This window comes from Microbacterium sp. LWH11-1.2 (assembly GCF_038397745.1).
GTDB lineage: Bacteria > Actinomycetota > Actinomycetes > Actinomycetales > Microbacteriaceae > Microbacterium.
On the sequence record NZ_CP151636.1, the window covers coordinates 2,977,786 to 2,996,830 of the forward strand.

The 19,045-nt window shown below is 68.4% G+C and carries 19 protein-coding genes and 4 tRNA genes; 13 read left to right on the forward strand and 10 right to left on the reverse strand.

The features are described from left to right. The first annotated feature begins 1 nt into the window (after position 1). Positions 2–907: a YegS/Rv2252/BmrU family lipid kinase gene (locus MRBLWH11_RS14435; RefSeq protein ID WP_341945354.1), complete on the forward strand. Its 906-nt coding sequence runs from the start codon at positions 2–4 to the stop codon at positions 905–907. After that, positions 904–2,541, forward strand: a complete 1,638-nt coding sequence (locus tag MRBLWH11_RS14440) for a GMC family oxidoreductase (protein WP_341945355.1) — start codon at positions 904–906, stop codon at positions 2,539–2,541. Before MRBLWH11_RS14435 ends, MRBLWH11_RS14440 begins: the two co-directional genes overlap by 4 nt. 73 nt (positions 2,542–2,614) lie before the next feature. Here the strand turns inward: MRBLWH11_RS14440 and MRBLWH11_RS14445 are convergent, their stop codons facing one another. The 4 genes from MRBLWH11_RS14445 to MRBLWH11_RS14460 all read right to left on the reverse strand — a co-directional run bounded on the left by MRBLWH11_RS14445 (position 2,615) and on the right by MRBLWH11_RS14460 (position 7,802). Then, a complete protein-coding gene (locus MRBLWH11_RS14445; protein WP_341945356.1) occupies positions 2,615–4,756 on the reverse strand; it encodes a 3-hydroxyacyl-CoA dehydrogenase NAD-binding domain-containing protein in 2,142 nt (713 codons plus the stop codon). After that, entirely contained in the window at positions 4,756–5,961 is a 1,206-nt protein-coding gene (locus MRBLWH11_RS14450; protein WP_341945357.1) for a thiolase family protein, read from the reverse strand. The genes MRBLWH11_RS14445 and MRBLWH11_RS14450 overlap by 1 nt, the downstream gene beginning before the upstream one ends. A gap of 73 nt (positions 5,962–6,034) precedes the next feature. After that, positions 6,035–7,228, reverse strand: a complete 1,194-nt coding sequence (locus MRBLWH11_RS14455) for an HRDC domain-containing protein (RefSeq protein ID WP_341945358.1) — start codon at positions 7,226–7,228, stop codon at positions 6,035–6,037. After that, the gene (locus tag MRBLWH11_RS14460; RefSeq protein ID WP_279303204.1) at positions 7,221–7,802 is read right to left on the reverse strand and encodes a DUF3000 domain-containing protein; all 582 of its coding nucleotides are present in this window, start codon (positions 7,800–7,802) and stop codon (positions 7,221–7,223) included. The genes MRBLWH11_RS14455 and MRBLWH11_RS14460 overlap by 8 nt, the downstream gene beginning before the upstream one ends. A gap of 25 nt (positions 7,803–7,827) precedes the next feature. Here MRBLWH11_RS14460 and MRBLWH11_RS14465 point away from each other — a divergent pair, with 25 nt between their 5' ends. Then, positions 7,828–8,982: an alpha/beta fold hydrolase gene (locus MRBLWH11_RS14465; protein ID WP_116634874.1), complete on the forward strand. Its 1,155-nt coding sequence runs from the start codon at positions 7,828–7,830 to the stop codon at positions 8,980–8,982. Here MRBLWH11_RS14465 and MRBLWH11_RS14470 read toward each other — a convergent pair. Continuing rightward, positions 8,966–9,397, reverse strand: a complete 432-nt coding sequence (locus tag MRBLWH11_RS14470; protein ID WP_116634875.1) for a SufE family protein — start codon at positions 9,395–9,397, stop codon at positions 8,966–8,968. The two genes, MRBLWH11_RS14465 and MRBLWH11_RS14470, sit on opposite strands and share 17 nt — an antisense overlap. 19 nt (positions 9,398–9,416) lie before the next feature. Then, positions 9,417–10,310: a sulfurtransferase gene (locus MRBLWH11_RS14475; RefSeq protein WP_116634876.1), complete on the reverse strand. Its 894-nt coding sequence runs from the start codon at positions 10,308–10,310 to the stop codon at positions 9,417–9,419. A gap of 145 nt (positions 10,311–10,455) precedes the next feature. Between MRBLWH11_RS14475 and zapE the strand changes: the two genes are divergently transcribed. From zapE to MRBLWH11_RS14490, 3 genes are all read left to right on the forward strand, one after another. Then, positions 10,456–11,493, forward strand: a complete 1,038-nt coding sequence (gene zapE, locus MRBLWH11_RS14480; protein ID WP_116634877.1) for a cell division protein ZapE — start codon at positions 10,456–10,458, stop codon at positions 11,491–11,493. Positions 11,494–11,627: 134 nt separating this feature from the next. Continuing rightward, positions 11,628–12,866 carry an ammonium transporter gene (locus MRBLWH11_RS14485; RefSeq protein ID WP_341945359.1) on the forward strand — a complete coding sequence of 413 codons (1,239 nt, stop codon included), beginning with the start codon at positions 11,628–11,630 and terminating at the stop codon, positions 12,864–12,866. 19 nt (positions 12,867–12,885) lie between these two features. Further along, positions 12,886–13,473: a type II toxin-antitoxin system PemK/MazF family toxin gene (locus MRBLWH11_RS14490; RefSeq protein WP_341945360.1), complete on the forward strand. Its 588-nt coding sequence runs from the start codon at positions 12,886–12,888 to the stop codon at positions 13,471–13,473. Here the strand turns inward: MRBLWH11_RS14490 and MRBLWH11_RS14495 are convergent. Then, positions 13,439–14,599 carry a DUF1611 domain-containing protein gene (locus MRBLWH11_RS14495; protein ID WP_341945361.1) on the reverse strand — a complete coding sequence of 387 codons (1,161 nt, stop codon included), beginning with the start codon at positions 14,597–14,599 and terminating at the stop codon, positions 13,439–13,441. The genes MRBLWH11_RS14490 and MRBLWH11_RS14495 overlap by 35 nt on opposite strands. Before the next feature lie 215 nt (positions 14,600–14,814). Here MRBLWH11_RS14495 and MRBLWH11_RS14500 point away from each other — a divergent pair, with 215 nt between their 5' ends. Next, on the forward strand, positions 14,815–15,201 hold the full coding sequence (locus MRBLWH11_RS14500) for an SPW repeat protein (protein ID WP_116634881.1): 387 nt from the start codon (positions 14,815–14,817) through the stop codon (positions 15,199–15,201). Positions 15,202–15,248: 47 nt separating this feature from the next. Here the strand turns inward: MRBLWH11_RS14500 and MRBLWH11_RS14505 are convergent, their stop codons facing one another. Next, positions 15,249–15,674 (reverse strand): GIY-YIG nuclease family protein, encoded by a 426-nt coding sequence (locus MRBLWH11_RS14505; RefSeq protein ID WP_341945362.1) that lies wholly within the window; start codon positions 15,672–15,674, stop codon positions 15,249–15,251. A gap of 110 nt (positions 15,675–15,784) precedes the next feature. On the opposite strand from MRBLWH11_RS14505, the gene MRBLWH11_RS14510 reads away from it, so the two are divergent. Next, entirely contained in the window at positions 15,785–16,867 is a 1,083-nt protein-coding gene (locus MRBLWH11_RS14510; RefSeq protein WP_341945363.1) for a PQQ-dependent sugar dehydrogenase, read from the forward strand. Between the two features lie 47 nt (positions 16,868–16,914). Here MRBLWH11_RS14510 and MRBLWH11_RS14515 read toward each other — a convergent pair whose 3' ends face one another. Further along, on the reverse strand, positions 16,915–17,487 hold the full coding sequence (locus MRBLWH11_RS14515; RefSeq protein WP_341945364.1) for a Pr6Pr family membrane protein: 573 nt from the start codon (positions 17,485–17,487) through the stop codon (positions 16,915–16,917). A gap of 148 nt (positions 17,488–17,635) precedes the next feature. Continuing rightward, positions 17,636–17,708, reverse strand: a tRNA-Val gene (locus tag MRBLWH11_RS14520). 151 nt (positions 17,709–17,859) lie between these two features. Between MRBLWH11_RS14520 and MRBLWH11_RS14525 the strand changes: the two genes are divergently transcribed. The 5 genes from MRBLWH11_RS14525 (at position 17,860) to MRBLWH11_RS14545 (ending at position 18,998) form a co-directional block, all read left to right on the forward strand. Beyond that, positions 17,860–17,932, forward strand: a tRNA-Gly gene (locus MRBLWH11_RS14525). Between the two features lie 54 nt (positions 17,933–17,986). Further along, a tRNA-Cys gene (locus tag MRBLWH11_RS14530) sits at positions 17,987–18,057 on the forward strand. Between the two features lie 29 nt (positions 18,058–18,086). After that, positions 18,087–18,158, forward strand: a tRNA-Val gene (locus MRBLWH11_RS14535). Positions 18,159–18,268: 110 nt separating this feature from the next. Then, positions 18,269–18,673 carry a hypothetical protein gene (locus tag MRBLWH11_RS14540; protein WP_341945365.1) on the forward strand — a complete coding sequence of 135 codons (405 nt, stop codon included), beginning with the start codon at positions 18,269–18,271 and terminating at the stop codon, positions 18,671–18,673. A 52-nt stretch (positions 18,674–18,725) separates the two neighbouring features. Further along, entirely contained in the window at positions 18,726–18,998 is a 273-nt protein-coding gene (locus tag MRBLWH11_RS14545; RefSeq protein ID WP_116634888.1) for a hypothetical protein, read from the forward strand. Positions 18,999–19,045: the final 47 nt, after the last annotated feature.

Genomic DNA, 19,045 nt, shown 5'->3' on the forward strand with positions numbered 1-19,045 from the left:
CGTGGGGCATATCGCACTCCTCTCGAACCCGTACGCCGGGAAGGGGCGGGGCGGTCAGGCCACGGATGCCGCCGTGTCGCACCTGCGCTCGCGCGGATCGGAGGTGCGGGTCTACACCGGCGACTCCGCGTCGGCGACCGTCGAGCTCGCTGCACGAGCCGTCGACGAAGGTCCCGACGTGCTGGTCGTCGTCGGGGGAGACGGCACGCTGTCCGGAATCCTCGACGTGGTGTGCGCCGCCTCCGTGCCCGTCGCGCTCGTCGCCGCCGGCACGGGCAACGACCTCGCCCGTGCGCTGGGGCTGCCACGGCACGATCCTGCAGCGGCGGCGGAACTCGCACTGACCGGGACGGGTCGCGTGCTCGACGTCGGCGAGGTGACGACCGCCGACCGCTCCGCGCGGTTCCTCACGGTCGCGGCGTTGGGATTCGACGCGAAGGTGAGCGACCGCACGAACCGGCTGCGCTGGCCGCACGGGGCCCTCCGCTACTACCTGGCGCTCGTCATCGAGCTCGTTCGCCTCCGGCCTCTGCGCTTCACGGTCGCCGTGGACGGCGAGACGCCGGAGACGGCGCTCGGAACGCTCGTCGCCGTGGGCAACACGGCGAGCTACGGGGGCGGCATGCCGGTGTGCGCGGGCGCGACGCCGGATGACGGGATGCTCGATCTGGTGCAGGTCGCACGGCTCGGGCGTCTGCGGCTCCTGCGGCTGTTCCCGCTGCTGCTGCGCGGACGGCACCTCTCACGACCGGAAGTGCGTCATCGTCGAGTGCGGACGGTGACGGTGAGCGCGCCCGGTCTCGTGGTCTACGCCGACGGCGAGCGTCTCGGCGAGGACGAGTGCACCATCTCGCTGCGTCCGGCAGCGTTCACCGTCCTGACCCCGGCCGAGGGAGTTCTCGCGTGACCGGGTTCGATGAGGACGTCGTGATCGTCGGATCCGGGTTCGGCGGCGCGGTCGCCGCACTCCGGCTCACCGAGAAGGGACATCGGGTGCGGGTGTTCGAGGCGGGACGGCGCTTCGAGGACGAGGACTTCGCGAAGACGAGCTGGGACGTGCGCCGCTACCTCTGGGCGCCGGGCCTCGGATGCTTCGGCGTGCAGCGCATCCACCGCCTGCCGCACGTGATGATCCTCGCCGGGGCCGGTGTGGGCGGCGGTTCACTCAACTACGCGAACACCCTCTATCAGCCCGGCGGAGCGTTCTTCGCCGACCGGCAGTGGGCAGGGATCGCCGACTGGGAGACCGAGCTCGCACCCCACTACGCGACGGCGAAGCGGATGCTGGGCGTCGTCGAGCGCTATCCGCACAGCGGACCCGTGGAGCGGATCATGGCCGGGGCCGCCGAGGATCTCGGGGTGGGCAGCACCTTCCGTCATGCGCCCGTCGGCGTCTGGTTCGGGAAGCCGGGGGAGCGCACCGCTGATCCGTTCTTCGGCGGGGAGGGACCGGAGCGCACCGGATGCACGCTCTGCGGCAACTGCATGGTCGGATGCCGGGTCGGCGCGAAGAACACCCTGATGAAGAACTACCTCGCCCTCGCCGAGCGCCGTGGCGCGATCATCGAGCCGCTGCGCACCGTGACCGAGGTTCGGGCGCTCGCGGGCGGTGGGTTCGCCGTCACCACGCGCCGCAGCGGCGCGTGGCTGCGACACGGGCAGCGCACCGTGACCGCGCGTGAGGTCGTGCTCGCCGCCGGCACCTGGGGCACGCAGCAGCTGCTGCACCGGATGAAGCACACCGGGGCGCTCCCGCACGTGTCCGATGCCGTGGGCCGGCTCACCCGCACCAACTCCGAGGCGCTGGACGGCGCCGTGGCGACGAGGGTGCCGGAATCCCTCGCCCTGGCTAGCGGAGTGGCGATCACGACGTCGTTCCACGTTGACGAGAGCACCCACGTCGAGAACGTCCGCTACGGCCCGGGCTCGAATCTGATGGGCGCGCTCGCGACCGTGATGGTGCCGGGCGACCGTTCACTCGCCCGGAGGCTCGGCGGGGTCGTGGTCCGGGCTCTGCGGTCGCCGATACGCCAGTTCCGCCTGGGGTCGCTGCGGCGTTGGAGCGAGCGCGGGATCATCGCTCTGGTGATGCAGACAGCCGACAACTCGCTCACGCTCTCCCTGCGGCGTCGGTTCGGGCGTCTCACGATGACCAGCGCTCAGGGGCACGGTGAGCCGAATCCGAGCCATCTGCCTCAGGCTCATCGCGCAGCACGCGCCATCGCCGCCCGGATGCGCAGCGAGGGCGGCGTTCCCGCCGAGGCTCGAGGATCGTGGCCCGAGGTGTTCGGCATCCCGCTCACCGCGCACTTCCTGGGCGGCGCAGTGATCTCCGCCTCGCCGGCGGACGGGGTGATCGATTCCTATCACCGCGTGTGGGGTCATCCCGGACTCCATGTGGTCGACGGTGCCGCCGTGCCGGCGAACCCGGGTGTGAACCCCTCGCTGACCATCACGGCGCTGGCGGAGCGGGCGCTGTCCTTCTGGCCGCGCGCGGGGGATGACGACGAGCGTCCGCCGCAGACTCCTGTCGCCGGCTGATCGGCCGGTGAACCGGGAACGCCCCTCCGACGCTCGCGCGTCGGAGGGGCGTTCCCCGTCGGTCGTACCGCGCTCAGCGGCTCTCGATGCCGCGGATCTGCGGGGTGTGGAACGAGCCTCCGAAAGCCCGGTCGGACGCGCCTTCGCGGTCGAGGTACGGCGAGGCGCCGCCGTCGATGAACGGCCAGCCGGCGCCCAGGATCAGACACAGATCGATGTCCTCGACCTCGGGCACGACCCCTTCGTCCAGCATGAGCTTGATCTCGGTGGCGAGGCCGTCCTGCACGCGCTGCAGGATGGTCGCGGCCGAGGCCGGCGCCTTGCCGACCGCCGGCTTGAGCACCTTCTCCGCCTGCTTCGTCCAGCCGGTCACGCGACCGCCCCTGTCCTTCTCGACCACCGCATCCAGCTCGGCGAGGGCGTGGAAGTTCTCGTTGGCGTAGAAGCGGTCCGGGAAGGCATGCACCATCGTGTCCTGCACGTGAGCTGCGACCTTCCAGCCGACCAGATCGATCAGCTGGAACGGACCCATCGGGAGCCCGAGCGGACCGAAGGCCTTCTCCACCTCCGCGATCGGCGTGCCCTCGTAGACGGCCCGCGCCGCCTCGCCCATGACCTTGGCGAGCAGGCGGTTCACGACGAAGCCCGGTGCGTCGGCGGTGAGCACGGCGTTCTTGCCCAGATTCTTCGCGACGACGAAGGCGGTCGAGAGTGCGGCATCCGCCGTCGCCGGCGTCTTCACGATCTCGATCAGCGGCATCACAGCCACCGGGTTGAAGAAGTGGAAGCCGACGAGGCGCTCGGGGTGCGCCAGCTTCGATCCGATCTCCTCGACCGAGAGCGACGAGGTGTTGGTGGCGAGGATCGCGTCCTCGGCGATGATCTTCTCGATCTCCCCGAACACCTGCTGCTTGACGCCGACCTCTTCGAACACGGCCTCGATCACGAAGTCGCAGTCCGCGTACAGGGTCTTGTCGGTCGTGCCGGTGACCAGCGCGCGCAGCTTGTTCGCGGCGTCGGAGTCGAGCCGACCCTTCGCCTCGAGCTTGCCGATCTCCTCGTGGATGTACGCCACGCCCTTGTCGACGCGTGCCTGATCCAGATCGGTGATCAGCACCGGGACCTGGAGCTTGCGCACGAACAGCAGCGCGAACTGGCTGGCCATGAGGCCTGCGCCGATGATGCCGACCTTCGTGACCTTCTTCGCGAGCTCCTTGTCGGGAGCGCCGACGGGGCGCTTCGCCCGCTTCTGTACCAGGTCGAACGCGTACATCGAGGCGGCGAACTGGTCGCCGGTCACGAGTTCGGCCAGCGCCTCGTCCTCGCGGGCGAAGCCCTCGGCCTTCGTGCCGCTCTTCGCCTTGTCGAGAAGGTCGAGCGCCGCGTAGGGGGACTTCGGAACGGTGCCGATCTTCGACTCCAGCATGCCGCGGGCCATCTTGATCGCGATCGGCCACTTGGTGAGGCGCTCGATCTTGCCCGGCTCGTTCCTGCGCTCGACCTTCTTGCCGCCGAGGACCGCGTCGGCCCACGCCAGCGAGTTCTCGAGATAGTTCGCCGCGGGGAAGATCGCGTCGACGATCCCCAGGTCGAACGCCTGTTGCGGCTTCAGCATCCGGTTCTGCTTGAGCGGGTTCGAGATGACGACCTCGAGAGCGTTCTCGATGCCGATGAGGTTCGGCAGGAGGTAGGCACCGCCCCAGCCGGGGATGATGCCGAGGAAGACCTCCGGCAGCGCGATGGCCGCCGCCGACGCGTCGACCGTGCGGTACGACGAGTTGAGCGCGATCTCCAGACCGCCGCCGAGAGCGAGGCCGTTCACGAAGGCGAACGAGGGGACTCCGAGCTCGCTGAGCTTGCCGAGCACCTTGTGCCCCAGCTGGGCGATCAGGCGTGCGTTGTCGCGCGACCCGACCTTGCTGATGTCGGACAAGTCGGCGCCGGCGGCGAGGATGTACTGCTTGCCGGTGATGCCGACCGCCTGGATCTCGTCGGCAGCTGCTCGCGCCGTGAGTTCGTCGAGGGTCTCGCCGAGCTCGGTGAGCGTGGCAGGACCCAGCGTGTTGGGACGGTTGTGGTCGCGACCGTTGTCGAGCGTGATCAGGGCGAGGGTCTTGCCGGAGGCGAGGCGGATGTCGCGCACGGGGGAGTGCGTGACGACCTCTCCCTCGGTGAGGGCCTGGATGGGCGAGAAGTCGACGTCTTCGTAGCTCACTACTTCTTCTTCTTTCCGTCGTAGTGCGGGTTCTCCCAGATGACCGAGCCGCCCTGGCCCAGCCCGACGCACATCGCCGTCAGGCCGTAGCGGACGTCAGGGCGCTCGGCGAACTGCGCCGCGAGCTGGATCATCAGACGCACACCGGAGGCGGCGAGCGGGTGTCCGAGGGCGATGGCACCGCCCCACTGGTTGACTCGGGGGTCGTCGTCGGCGATGCCGAAGTGGTCGAGCAGGGAGATCACCTGGATGGCGAAGGCCTCGTTCAGCTCGAACAGTCCGATGTCGGAGATCTGCAGACCCGCCTTCTTCAGTGCCTTCTCCGTCGAGGGGATCGGTCCGATACCCATGATCTCGGGCTGGACACCGGCGAAGGCGAACGAGACCATCCGCATCTTCGGGGCGAGACCCAGCTCCTTGACGGCGCCGCCCCCGGCCAGCAGCGACATGGTCGCGCCGTCGGTGAGCGGCGAGGAGGTTCCTGCGGTGACCCGCCCGTGGGGACGGAACGGCGTCTTGAGCGCAGCCAGGTCCTCCATGGTCGTCTGCGGGCGTCGCCCCTCGTCCTCGGTCGCGAGACCCCAGGCGCCGTCGGCGCCCTTGATCGCGACGGAGACCAGGTCGGGCTGGATCTTGCCCGCGTCGTACGCCGCCTGCACCTTGTGCTGGCTGAGCATCCCGAAGCGGTCGGAGCGCTCCTTCGTGAGGTGCGGGAAGCGGTCGAAGATCCGCTCGGCCGTGACGCCCATGTTGAGAGCTCCGGGGTCGACCATCTTCTCGGCCACGAACCGCGGGTTCGGGTCGGCGTTGCCGCCGATCGGGTGGTGGCCCATGTGCTCGACGCCGCCGGCGAGGGCCAGGTCGTACATCCCGACGCCGATCGATGCGCCCATGGTGGTCACGCTGGTCATCGCACCGGCGCACATGCGCTCGACGGCGAGGCCGGGGACGGTCTGCGGGAGCCCGGCGAGGATCGCCACGGATCGCCCGAGAGTGAGGCCCTGGTCGCCGGTCTGACTCGTCGCGGCGATCGCGACGTCGTCGATGCGATCCGCCGGGACGGCCGCGTTGCGCTCCATGAGGCCGATGGTCGCCTTCACGGCGAGGTCATCAGCGCGGGTGTTCCAGTACATGCCCTTTTCGCCGGCGCGCCCGAAGGGGGTGCGCACTCCATCGACGAAGAAGACGTCCGAGATCTCGGCCACTCTGCCTCCAAGTTTGTGCGGTCGCCTCAGTCTATGAACGGGCGGAAACCGGGAGGAATCGGTTGGATCGAACCTACGAAGCGGGTGCGGGGGTGGTGTCGGGCGATTGCGCCGCCTCTACAAAGGCAGTCGCGATCTTCTGTGCGGTCTGTGCAATCTGCCACGGACGTGCGCCGAGCGCCGAGAGGGCGGCGCCGATGTCTTCGGCGGTCTCGCCCGGCGCGTCCCACGCCACGCGGCGCAGGAACTCCGGGGTCAGCAGATTCTCGGTCGGCATGCCCAGTTCCTCGGCGACGGCCTCGACCACCGGGCGCGCGGCCTTCAGACGTGCGTCGGCCTCGGGATTCCGGTCGGACCAGGCACGCGGCGGCGGCAGCGCGTCGCTCGGAACCCGTTCGCGGGGGAGTTCCTCGGTGGCACGACCGTCGACGATGGCCTGCCACCAGCGGTCCAGCTGCGTGCGGCTCGCGCGCCCCTGGAACTCCTTGATGCCGGCGAGCGCCTGCTTCGACTGCGGGTTCGCCATGACGGCGGCGACGAGCGAGCGGTCCGGAACGAGTCGCCCGGGGGAGACGTCCTGCTCCTGCGCGAAGGTCTCGCGCGCCTGCCACAGGGAACGTGCGACCGCGAGATTGCGGGCGCCGCGCACCTGGTGCAGTCCGCTGAGACGGCGCCACGGATCCTCGCGCGGAGGCTTGGGCAGCCGGGTCAGGGTGGCGGCGAACTCCTCGGCGGCGAACTCGGTCTTCTCCTGTTCCGCGAGCTCCGCAACGAGGGCGTCGCGGACGTCGATCAGGTGCAGCACGTCGAGCGCGGCGTAGTCGAGCCACGAGTCCGGGAGCGGGCGCGTCGACCAGTCAGAGGCGGAGTGCTCCTTCTTGAGGGTGATCCCGAGGGTGTCCTCGACGACGGCCGCGAGGCCGACGCGGTCGTGCCCGAGCAGGCGCGACGCGAGTTCCGTGTCGAAGATCGACGGCGGCTCGAGATGCAGCTCGCGGAGTGAGGGAAGGTCCTGGCTGGCGGCGTGGAACACCCACTCGGTCTCGCCGATCGCCTCCTGGAGCGGTGAGAAATCGCCGAGCTCGGGCGGATCGAAGAGGAACACGCCCGCGTCCCGCCGGAACACCTGCACGAGGTACGCGCGCTGCGAGTAGCGGAAGCCCGACGCGCGTTCGACATCGACGGCGACCGGCCCGGTGCCCGCCGCGAGCGCAGCGCACGCTGCGCGGAACTCCTCGACATCCGAGATCACGGAGTATTCAGTCACGTACTGCCTTTCGAGCGCCGAACACGGCGATGCCCTCGGAGCCCGGCGGAAGTCCCGCCAGCATTCCGACCAGCTCGGCCCATGCTTCGACGTGCGGTCGGAACGGGCCTTCCGGAGTCCAGGACGCCCGCAATTCTATCTGTGCGCCGTCGCCTTCGACGGCGAGAGCGCCGAATCCCTTCGACAGCGTCTTCGTGGAGGTGCCGGATGCCGAGTGGTAGATCGCGTCGCGGGAGTCGAGCGCGTCGACCAGCCAGGACCACGTGACGTCCGCCAGGAGGGGGTCGGTGCCGATCTCGCTCTCGAGCGGCGCCTGCGCGAAGATCACGATGCGCCATGCCCCGCCCCAGGCTCCCGGTTCGTCCGGATCGTGCAGCAGCACGAATCGACCGGTGCCGTAGACCGACTCTCCGTCGCCCCCTGGTCGCACGTCGGCGGCGAGCGCGATGGCGAAGGGCGCCAGGCCCTGAGGCGTGGAGATCTCGCGCACCGTGATGTCGTCGCGGAACGCGGTCTCGCGCAGTTCGGCCATCGCGCTGTCGAAGGGGGTCCCGGCATCGGGGTGTGCGGTCACGGCAACAGGCTAGAGTCAGGAGGCGATGAAGAGTCTCAGGCACGCCGTTGCACTCCTTGTCCCCGCTCTGCTCGCACTCGGGGCCGCCCTGTCGTTCCTCGTGTTCGGCGTGGCTCGTCGCGTCGTCACCCCGATGCGCCGACCGGTCGACACGCAGATCCTCGCGGTCGACACCGGTGCGCAGACCATCGAGCTCGAACGCACGGTCGACACCGAGCTTCCTGGACGTTACGGGCTGTTCACGACAGGCACCTACGGCTACGTGAAGCTCGGCGCCGTCCTCGGCGTCGATGCGACCAGCGTGCGGCGCAAGCTGCTGACGAAGATCGAGACGGGGGCCAGGGTCGATCGGGGGGCGGGATTCAGCGGCTACTACTACTCGTCGCCGAGTGAGCTGCATCTGTCCTGGCAGAACGTGCTGATCGGATCACCCGCGGGGCCCTGCCCTGCCTGGTTCTTCCCTGCGACGTCGACGACGTGGGTGATCCAGGTGCACGGGCGCGGAGCCACGCGGGTGGAGTGCCTGCGGGCGGTCCCCGTTCTGCATGCCGCCGGATTCCCCAACCTCGTGGTGTCGTACCGGAACGACAGCGAGGCGCCGCGCAGCCGGGCCGGCGCCTACGCCCTCGGGACCGCGGAGTGGCGGGACGTGGATGCGGCGATCGCCTACGCACTGCGCCACGGCGCCGAGCGGGTGATCCTGATGGGCTGGTCGATGGGAGGCGCCGTCTCCCTGCAGGCGGCGGTCAGCTCGAGCTATCGGGAGCGCATCGTCGGTCTGATCCTGGAGTCCCCGGTCGTCGACTGGCGCACCGTGCTGCGCTTCCAGGCCCGGATCGCGGGTGTCCGCGCACCGCTCCCGGAACTGGCGATGAGCGCCCTGCAGCGCCCCCTCACCGCACGGATCAGCGGCGCGGACGACGCGATCTCGTTCGACCGGCTCGACATGGTCGCGCGCGCCGGCGAGCTGACAGCGCCGATGCTCATCCTCCACAGCGTGGACGACGGATTCGTTCCGATCGACTCGTCGGTGGCCCTTCAGCAGGCACGACCGGATCTCGTGACCATGCCCGAGTTCAGCGTCGCCCGGCACACGAAGATCTGGAACTACGATCAGCCCGGCTGGACCGCGGCGATCACCGACTGGGTCGAGGCGCAGGGCTTCAGCGCTTCTGCCTGACCTGCTTCTTCGCGCGCATCAGCATCCCGGTCATCCCACCGATCCGCAGCGGCGAGACCGCCTTCGTGAGTCCGATCGACTGCGGGTAGTCGTCGGGGATGGCGAGCACCTCGTCGGATGTGAGTCCGGTGATGCCCTGCACGAGGATGCTGGCGAACCCGCGGGTGGTCGGCGCCTCCGGCGGTGCGGTCGCATGCATCGTGACGATGTCGTCGTTCACCTCGACGTAGATATAGACCGGCGACTGGCACTCCGCGACGCGCTCGCACATCTCCGGATGGTTCGCGACCTCGTCGGAGACGGGGGGAAGCTCGTCGGAGTACTCGAGCAGCAGCAGGAGCCGATCCGACTCGGGGGTCTCCAGGAAGCCGTCGCGGATGTCGGCGAGGATGTCAGGAAGGTCGCTGGCGCTCATCCCTGACATCCTCCCATGTTCAGAGCGAGCCGGGCTCGGCACCCGTCACGATCGGAACCCGCACGGCGCTGCCCCACTCGGTCCAGGAGCCGTCGTAGTTGCGCACGTTCTCGAAGCCGAGCAGGTGCTTGAGCACGAACCAGGTGTGGCTGGAGCGTTCACCGATCCGGCAGTACGCCACGACGTCGTCGCCGTCCTTCAGGCCGGCGCCGTCGCGGTAGATCGCGTCCAGCTCCGCCCGGCTCTTGAAGCCGCCGTCCTCGGCCACCGCCTTCGCCCACGGCACGCTCTGCGCGGTGGGGATGTGCCCGGCGCGCAGCGTGCCCTCCTCGGGGTACGCGGGAGCGGTCGTGCGCTCTCCGCTGTACTCCTCGGGGGAGCGGACATCGATCAGCGGGTTGCCGATGTGCGTGAGGACGTCTTCCTTGTAGGCGCGGATCACGGAGTCGTCGCGCTCGACGACCGGGTACTCCGTCGCGGGGCGGGTGGTGGCGTCGCGCGTGAGCTCGCGTCCCTCGGAGATCCAGCGGTCGCGGCCGCCGTCGAGCAGTCGCACGTCCTCGTGTCCGAAGAGGGAGAACACCCAGAGGGCGTAGGCCGCCCACCAGTTGTTCTTGTCGCCGTAGATGACGACCGTGTCGTCGCGGGCGATGCCCTTGCGGCTGAGCAGCTGGGCGAAGCCCTCGCCGTCGACGTAGTCGCGCACGACCGGGTCGTTGAGCTCGGTGTGCCAGTCGACCTTCACGGCACCGGGGATGTGGCCGGTCTCGTAGAGGAGCACGTCCTCATCGGACTCGACGACGACGAGACCGGGCTGTCCGAGGCGCTCCGCCAGCCATTCGGTCGTCACCAGACGGCCGGGTTCGGCGTACTCGGCGAACTTGGGGGAGGAGGAATCGATCTCGATGGCCATGGGTTCTCCGAAGCATTGAGCGGGCGAGGGTGCGGTGGCGGACGGCGTAGTGTGGAGCCGTCCCTTCGACGATAGATCCCCTCAGTGCGCCCTGCACCCGATTCGTAAGACTTCGACACAGGTGCGCACCCGATTCAGGACCGTGATGACCGACACGACCAGCCGCACGGGAATCGTGCACCTCACCGAGCGCCAGCCCGCCGTCAGCGGACCCGAGATGCTGGCCAGTCTGGTGCCGCCGCCGCAGTTCGACACGGCCACGTTCGACAGCTATCGCGCGGATCCCGCCTACCCCTCTCAGGAAGAGGCCAAGGAGACGCTGATCCGCTTCGCCGGTCGCGGCGGCCCGGTCAAGCGCGGCGGGTTCTTCAGCCGGGCGAAGAAGGAGCCCGAGGTCAAGCCGGGGGTGTACCTGGACGGTGGCTTCGGCGTGGGCAAGACGCACCTTCTCGCGTCGATCTATCACGCGATGCCCGCACGCAGGAAGTACTTCGGGTCGTTCATCGAGTACACCGCGCTCGTGGGCGCACTCGGCTACAAGAACACGGTCGACCTGCTCAAGGGCGCCGACCTCCTCTGCATCGACGAGTTCGAACTCGACGACCCGGGCGACACCATGGTCATGACGCGTCTGCTCGGCGAACTCGTCCCGACGGGCACCCGCCTCGCCGCGACCTCGAACACCCCGCCGAACGCTCTCGGCGAAGGACGCTTCGCGGCGCAGGACTTCCTTCGCGAGATCCACGCGATGTCGGACAGCTTCCAGACGATCCGGATCGACGGCGTCGACTTCCGGCAGCGCGCTCTGGACGGCCATGCCGTCGTCCTCGACGACGAGGCCTACGACAGCGCGCGTGAGGCGGGCGCGACCGCCGGCACGGCATCCGATGACCGCTTCGATGATCTGATCCGTCATCTGGCCCAGGTGCATCCGTCCCGCTACATCCGCGTGATCGACGGACTCGACCAGGTCGGCCTCCGCGGCGTCCGCCAGCTGACCGATCAGTCCGAGGCGCTCCGGTTCGTCGCGTTCGTGGACCGGGTGTACGACGCCCAGATCCCGATCATCGCCACGGGACTCGGTCTGGACGCCGTGTTCTCCGATGAGATGCTCGCCGGCGGATACCGCAAGAAGTACCTGCGCGCCATCTCCCGACTGAACGCGCTGACGCATTCTGCGTGACCCTCCAGGCCCGTGTAACGCGATGTTCACACCCGGAGCCCTTCTGTAACACCGGAGAAACAAACCTCACGCATGCGCGAAACCGCGCGTCGTCACACTGAAGCTCTCAATTACTTCGGATGTGAGGTTTTCCTATGGATGCTCCCGGCAACATCTCGTGGGCGATCACCGCGACAGCGCTGGTCCTGCTCATGACGCCTGGCGTCGCCTTCTTCTACGGCGGTCTCGTCAAGGCGAAGAGCGTCGTCAGCATGATGATGATGAGCTTCGGCTCGATCGGCCTTGTCGCCGTGCTGTGGATTCTCTTCGGCTTCTCCATGAGCGCCGTCGACAGTCCGACCGCCTTCGCCGGCAACCCCTTCGCCGACTTCGGGCTCTCGAGCCTGGCCTCGGGTGAGGGATCGAACGTCGCCCTTCTCGGTGTCGCCTACGGCGCGACGTTCGCGATCATCACGGTCGCCCTGATCTCCGGCGCCATCGCCGACCGCGCGAAGTTCGGCAGCTGGCTGATCTTCGCCGGTGTCTTCGCCACCGTCGGCTACTTCCCCGTCGCCGCCTGGGTCTGGGGCGGTGGCTGGATCATGAACCTCGGCACCACCCTGTTCGGTGAGGACAGCGGCATCGGCGTCATCGACTACGCCGGTGGTACCGCCGTGCACATCAACGCGGGTGCTGCGGCCCTCGCTCTCGCCATCGTCCTCGGAAAGCGCATCGGCTTCCAGAAGGGCATCCTCAAGCCGCACAACGTGCCGCTGACGCTGCTCGGCGCTGCGCTGCTGTGGTTCGGCTGGTTCGGCTTCAACGCCGGTGCGGAGTGGCTCGCCGAGGACATGGGCGGTGTCGGACTCATCGGTCTCAACACGCTCGGCGCCACGGCTGCTGCCATCCTCGGCTGGATCCTGATCGAGAAGATCAAGGACGGAAAGCCCACCTCGGTCGGCGCCGCATCCGGTGCGGTCGCCGGTCTCGTCGCCATCACCCCGGCGTGCGCCAACCTGACGCCCGGCTGGTCGCTCCTGCTCGGCGCCGTCGCCGGTATCGTCTGCGCTCTCGCGGTCGAGCTGAAGTTCCGCCTCGGTTTCGACGACTCGCTCGACGTGGTCGGCATCCACCTCGTCGGCGGCCTGATCGGAACCCTGTACCTGGGCTTCTTCGCCACCGGCACCGGCCTGTTCGTCGGCGGCGACGCCCGCCAGCTCGCCGTCCAGGTGATCGCCGCTCTGGGTGTGCTCATCTACTCCTTCGTCGTCGCCTTCATCATCGGCTTCGCGATCGAGAAGACGATCGGCTTCCGCGTCACGAACGAAGACGAGATCGCCGGTGTGGACCAGGTCGTGCACGGCGAGGAGGGCTACGCTCTCGCGGACGCATGACAGCGGTTAGGGTGACCGTGTGAGCAATACCGACGGCATCCTGGCGACACTCGCGCAGATCCTGCAGAAGCTGCTGGGGTCGGACCGGGCGTCTCGGACAGAACATCGTCCGAGGCGCCCGGTCGCGCGTCTGCGGCCCTCCTCCGGAGCGCGGGGGCCGGTCGATTCGCCGCAGGACCGGGGGAGCGCAGGGGGCACTGCCACCATCCGGATCGACCCGGAGCGCATCGAGGATCTGCTCGTCGCCTACGCTCCCGAACGCGACGGAGCCCCGGACGCCGGCGAGATCGTCTGGACCTGGGTGCCCTATGAGGAGAACGACGGTCGAGGCAAGGACCGACCGGTGCTCGTCATCGGGCGCGCCTCGGCGGATCGCGTGTACGCCGTGCGCATGACCAGTCGGGCCCACGACGGCGACCGCGACTTCCTCACGATCGGCGCCGGCTCCTGGGACTCGCAGGGACGCGAGTCCTGGGTCGACATCGAGCAGCTGTACAGCGTGCACGAGCACGGCCTGCGGCGCGAGGCGGCCGTGCTCGATCGCCGGATCTACGACAGGGTCGCGAGCGCGCTCACACGCCGCTACGGCTGGGCTGCAGCGGGCTGAGCGACGGGAACGCCTGCAGGACCATCTCGACGAGCTCTGTCAGCGGGCGCGTCAGCGGGTCGGTGGCGGGGAGTCCCAGGCTCAGTTCGATCTCGTCGATCGACGCGCTGAGCTGAGCCTCGGAGAGGTTCTCGTGGTTGACGGTGATCCCGATGACCCTGGTGTCGGCGAAGGCCTCGATGAGCGCGACCTCGCTCTCCACGGTGGGCATCGCGACCATCGGGAAGTCCCCGAGGCTCTCGCGGCCGGGGGCGTGCTGCACGATGACGCCCGCCGGCTGGCTGCCGCGGAGGATGTGCGCGGAGGTGATGTACGCCGGGTGGCTGAGCGCTCCCTGGCCCTCGACGATGATCACGTCGGGGTCTTCGCCCTCGAACGCGGCGACGACCTGGTTCTCGACCTCGCCCGAGCAGAACTGGGGGACGAGGGCGTCCAGCGCCACCCCGTACTTCCCGCCCTGGATGATCGTGGTCTGCCCCGTGCCGACCATCACGGCATGGATGCCATGCTCGTTCAGCGCGCGCACCAGCAGGGTCGCGGTCGTGCGCTTGCCGATCGCTCCATCGGTTCCGAGGATGGCGATCCGGGGGCACGTGACATCGAAGATGCGCCCCGAGAAGAGGTGCAGATCCTTCTTCTCCTTGGGGCGGCGGATGTCGGTGATGGTGACACCGGCGAGCAGGCTCGCCGCGACGAACTCCGCGTCATCCGTCAAGAACTCGTGCAGGCCGTTGATGATGTGCATCCCGCGCGCGATCCCATCCAGCAGCACGGTGCGCTGCCCGGGCGAGAGCAGGCCGTCGGCGGGCGCGACGCCGCAGATGAGGTAGTCGGGAACGTGTCCGGCGTGAGCGATCGCGGCGGTGAGGCCGTCGAGGACCGGGATCCCGACCGCCGTGCCGTCGAGCAGCATCCCGGCATCCGCCCCTGCGTGCGTGCTGTCGATGACGCTGAGGATCTCGTACTTCTCGGAGTGGCGGACGAGCCCGTTGGCCGTCTTGCCGTCCTGCTCGCCGAACTGGCCCTCGCAGTAGATGACTGCGGTCGTGCCCGTGGGGAGCTGCGGCTCCGACCAGGAATGGGCGGAGGAATCGCTCGAAGCAACGGGCAGGGATGGGTGAGACATGGCTCTCCTCTGATCGCACAGAGGAGGCGACGGAGAACGAAATGGCCGAGAACGGCCCGTTGGTCGACAAGAAGTCTTCCCTGATACCGGCACGATGCCGGTTCCCTCACCGTAGCAGGGCGGTCTGGGACTCAGCCGCGAGTCGAGCAATCCGATTCGGCGGGCGCGCCGAATCAGATGTGAGCCGCGACCGCGGCGAAGCACAAGGAGGAATCATGCGTTTCATTCCCACCAAGGTCCACGGAATCCTCGACTACATCGTCGGTGTGGCTCTCATCGCTGCGCCGTGGCTCTTCGGATTCGCCGGCATGGGCGGCCCTGCCGTCGTCATCCCGATCGTGCTCGGAGTCGGCCTGATCGTCTACAGCCTGTTCACCAAGTACGAGTGGGGCCCCTTCGGGTTCATCCCGATGCCGGTCCACCTCGTGTTCGACATCGTCGCGAGCCTGTTCCTCGCCCTGTCGCCGTGGATCTTCGGGTTCTCCGGTGAAGCGCTGAACGTCTGGCTGCCGCACGTCGTCGTCGGCGCCGCGGTCATCGTGGTCGTGCTGTTCTCGCAGCCGCAGCCGGAGACCGCTCGCGGCCGTGCCGCCACGGCCTGATCCCATGCCACAGAGGCGCTCCCGGCCACAGCCCGGGGGCGCCTCTGTCACGCCCGGAGAGCCTCGCTGAGCCATCGCGCGTAGAGCTCCCAGGGGTCGCCGATGCTGCGGAGACGCGCGATGTGGGCACGCAGCTCATCGTCGAGCGTGAACCACTCACCGCCTTCGCGCTGCGCCGCATACTCGCGGTGCCGATGCTGTTCGACCGGCCGGCCGCCTCGCTCGAAGGCGAGGAGCTCGTCATGTCGGATGCTCGCGAGGCGCTGCCGAGGGCGTCGACTCGTGCCGATCTTCACGCGCCGGTCGTATCGCAGGTAATAGACCACCTCGATCTGAGGCAGCGGCAGATCGCTGTCGGGAACATCGCCGTACCGCCAGCCGCAGGTGCCGCAGATCCAGGCGCTGCCGAGGCGCGCCCCTGTGCGGCCTCCGCAGAGGTGGCAGGGACCGGGCAGGTCATGACTCGACGGCACAGCTCGAGCGTACGAGCAGGTGCCGACACGGCTCGGCGCGCGGTGTCACCCGAGGGTTACGAGGAACGGAGCGGCCGCATAGTGTCGAAGACAGCGTGAGGGGAGAGGCGATGACGACCACGGGCAGACGATGCATCGGCGCGGGCGTGGCGGCATCCGCTGTCCTCGCACTGGTGGCCTGCACGAGCGAGCCAGCCCCGCGTCCGCCCTCCGCGACGAGCGCAGCGCCGTCGTCGGTGGAACCGGAGGAGGTGACGGTCGTGGCGCAGGACCTCGACGCGCCGTGGTCCATCGCCTTCCGTGATGATGTGGCGCTGATCAGCGAACGCGACTCCGCCCGCATCCTCGAGCTCTCCGACGACGGCGAGGCTCGGGAGGTCGCGGTCATCGACGGTGTCGCGCCGCGGGGAGAGGGCGGACTTCTGGGGATCGCCGTCCATGAGGACTACCTGTACGTCTATCTCACGGGTGCCGACGAGAACCGCATCGAGCGCTTCGAGCTGACCGGGTCGGCCGGTGACCTCGCGTTGGGACGGGCGGAGACCGTCATCTCCGGAATGGATGCCGCCGGCAACCACAACGGCGGACGCATCGCGTTCGGTCCCGACGGGATGCTCTACGCGACCGTGGGCGACGCGGGGGACCCCTCGAGCGCGCAGGATCTCGACTCCCTCTCGGGAAAGATCCTGCGCCTCACGCCGGAGGGGGAGATCCCCGCGGACAACCCCTTCGACGGCTCACCTGTCTACAGCTACGGGCATCGGAATCCGCAGGGTCTCGCGTGGGACGACGACGGCGTGCTGTACGCGAGCGAGTTCGGTCAGGACACCTGGGACGAGCTGAACGTCATCGAGGCGGGCGGCAACTACGGCTGGCCCGAGGTCGAGGGCTTCGCCGACCGCGAGGGGTTCATCGACCCGGTGCAGCAGTGGAGCCCCGATGTCGCCAGCCCGAGTGGGATCGCCGTCGCCAACGGTGCCGTCGTGGTCGCGAACCTGCGCGGCGAGAGGCTCCGCGAGATTCCCCTGGAGGCTCTCGGAACCGCGAGCGAGCACCTCGTCGGCGAGTACGGGCGTCTGCGCGACGTCGTGCTCGCGCCGGACGGCACGCTGTGGGTGCTGACGAACAACACCGACGGGCGCGGGCAGCCGGCTGCGGGAGACGACCGCGTGATCAGCGTTCCGATCGGCTGATGACCACCTCGCCTACCCGAATCCGCTGCCGGTGGGTTCCGGCGCTGTCAGAGCGCGGCCTTCTCTGCACGATGCCGCAGATTGCCCGACCAGCGCACCAGGACGGCGAGCACGAAGAACGCGATCACGAGCACCACGCACCACAGCGCGACGCCGCCGTAACCGCCCGACGCCGCCGGGTTGAAGAACGGATAGGGATAGAACCCGTCGATCGCGCCGCGCGCGACCGAGAAGACGGCGTAGACCGCAGGCCAGACCATCCACCACAGCGCGACTCGGAACGACAGCCGGTGACGAGGAGCCCAGATGAGCCAGTCGACCAGGCCGGCGACGGGCACGATCATGTGCAGGACGACGTTGACCCAGGGGATGAGCTGGCCGAGGTCGGTGTCGGCGAGGATCGTGTTGAACACGACCCCGACGAACACGATGTAGACGACGGCGCCTCCGCGGATCGCGACGTCGGTCTCCGACGGGTCTCGGCGGCCGGACAGCAGTCGGAGCGCGCTCACGATGAACACGATCGAGATCATAATGTTCGAGAGATTCGTGAAGTAGCAGAAGAAGTTGATGACGCTGTGGCCCTGGGGGATCGTCACCGCGAAGAACTGCACGGCCACGGCTGTGAGCGACAGCGCGGCGAAGGCGAGACGGAAGACGATGGCGGCGACGCGCGAATTCCTGACACCAAGATATTGGTGGACCGCCGCCGTCTCGGGCCGGACACGAAGAAACCTCGGGAGATCTGGGATCTGCCGAGGTTTTCTGTGGGCGATACCGGACTCGAACCGATGACCTCTTCCGTGTGAAGGAAGCGCGCTACCAACTGCGCCAATCGCCCATACCTGTGGGGTACGTCAACAGATACTACCCGACGCTCGGAGGCCGCGAGGACCAGTCGGGGAGACACGCGCGAGATTCGTTTCCGGTTTGGACACTTGCCGATCATCGGCTAATGTTTCATGAGTGCCCGGGACAACCGGGAACGAAATGCGGATGTAGCGCAGTTGGTAGCGCACAACCTTGCCAAGGTTGGGGTCGCGAGTTCGAGTCTCGTCATCCGCTCGAGTGCAGAGGGTCTTCTCCGGAAGGCTCACGGCACGTGGGGTCAATCCACACGGTGGCGTGGCCGAGCGGCTAGGCACCGGCCTGCAAAGCCGTTTACACGGGTTCGAATCCCGTCGCCACCTCGTCGCATACAACTGAACAGCCTGTATAGGCGCGATTGGCGCAGCGGTAGCGCGCTTCCCTGACACGGAAGAGGTCACTGGTTCGATCCCAGTATCGCGCACAGACAAACCCCCGGTTCTCCGGGGGTTTTTTCGTGTTCGGGGAGTGTGGGCGTAACGATCGGGCATCTCTGCATCCGACGGCGATGCCGCTCGCCGTAACCTCAGACGCATGCGCAAGCAGATCAGCCGAGCTCTCTCCCTCGCCGCGGTCGGTCTGGTGCTCATCCTCACAGGTTGCACTGCCACCGATGCCTCAGCTCTTCGGATCAATTCCGATGGCTCTGTGGACTACGTCACTTGCGTCTCCGACGCGAACGATTGGTACGCGGTCTCATATGAGTCAGAAGACCAGCAACAGGGTGTCGAGCTGCACCCTGCCGAACCTCTGTCCGCCTCGTCTGAGGGCGCCGTGGTTCGCTTCTCGCCGCCCGACGACGAGTGGTACTCGATCACGGTCGGTGCGTCCGTCTTTGCCTCGGTGAGGGTCCGCTCGGAGAGCTTCACACCGGACGAGTGGCATTGGAACAACGGCGGATGGTTCGACACGAGCGATCGCTGCTCGATCGAGGAGTGAGCAGTCGTCAGCAGGCGCCTGGATGCTCCGATGCCTCGCCTAGGCTGGGTAGATGCTCGCTGCCCTGATCCGCCCCGCTGAGAAGAAGACCGCGACCGTCGAGGGCACGGACATCCCGGAGCTCCGGGCGCAGCTTCTCGCCCAGGCTCCGGCGGGCTGGGACATGGCGACTGCGCACGTGGAGATGAAGCCCGGCGGCATCCGCATCGTCGAAGGGCGCTTCCAGCGGCGCGACGAGCCTCAGGAGATCGAGGCGGACGACATGGCGGCCCTCGAGGCCAAGGTCCCCGAGGGCTGGCAGATGCTGTCGGTTCGCCGCGTCTGAGCGCGTCGGCGCTTGCCACAGCGGACGTCGGCTGCGCAAGGGGGAAG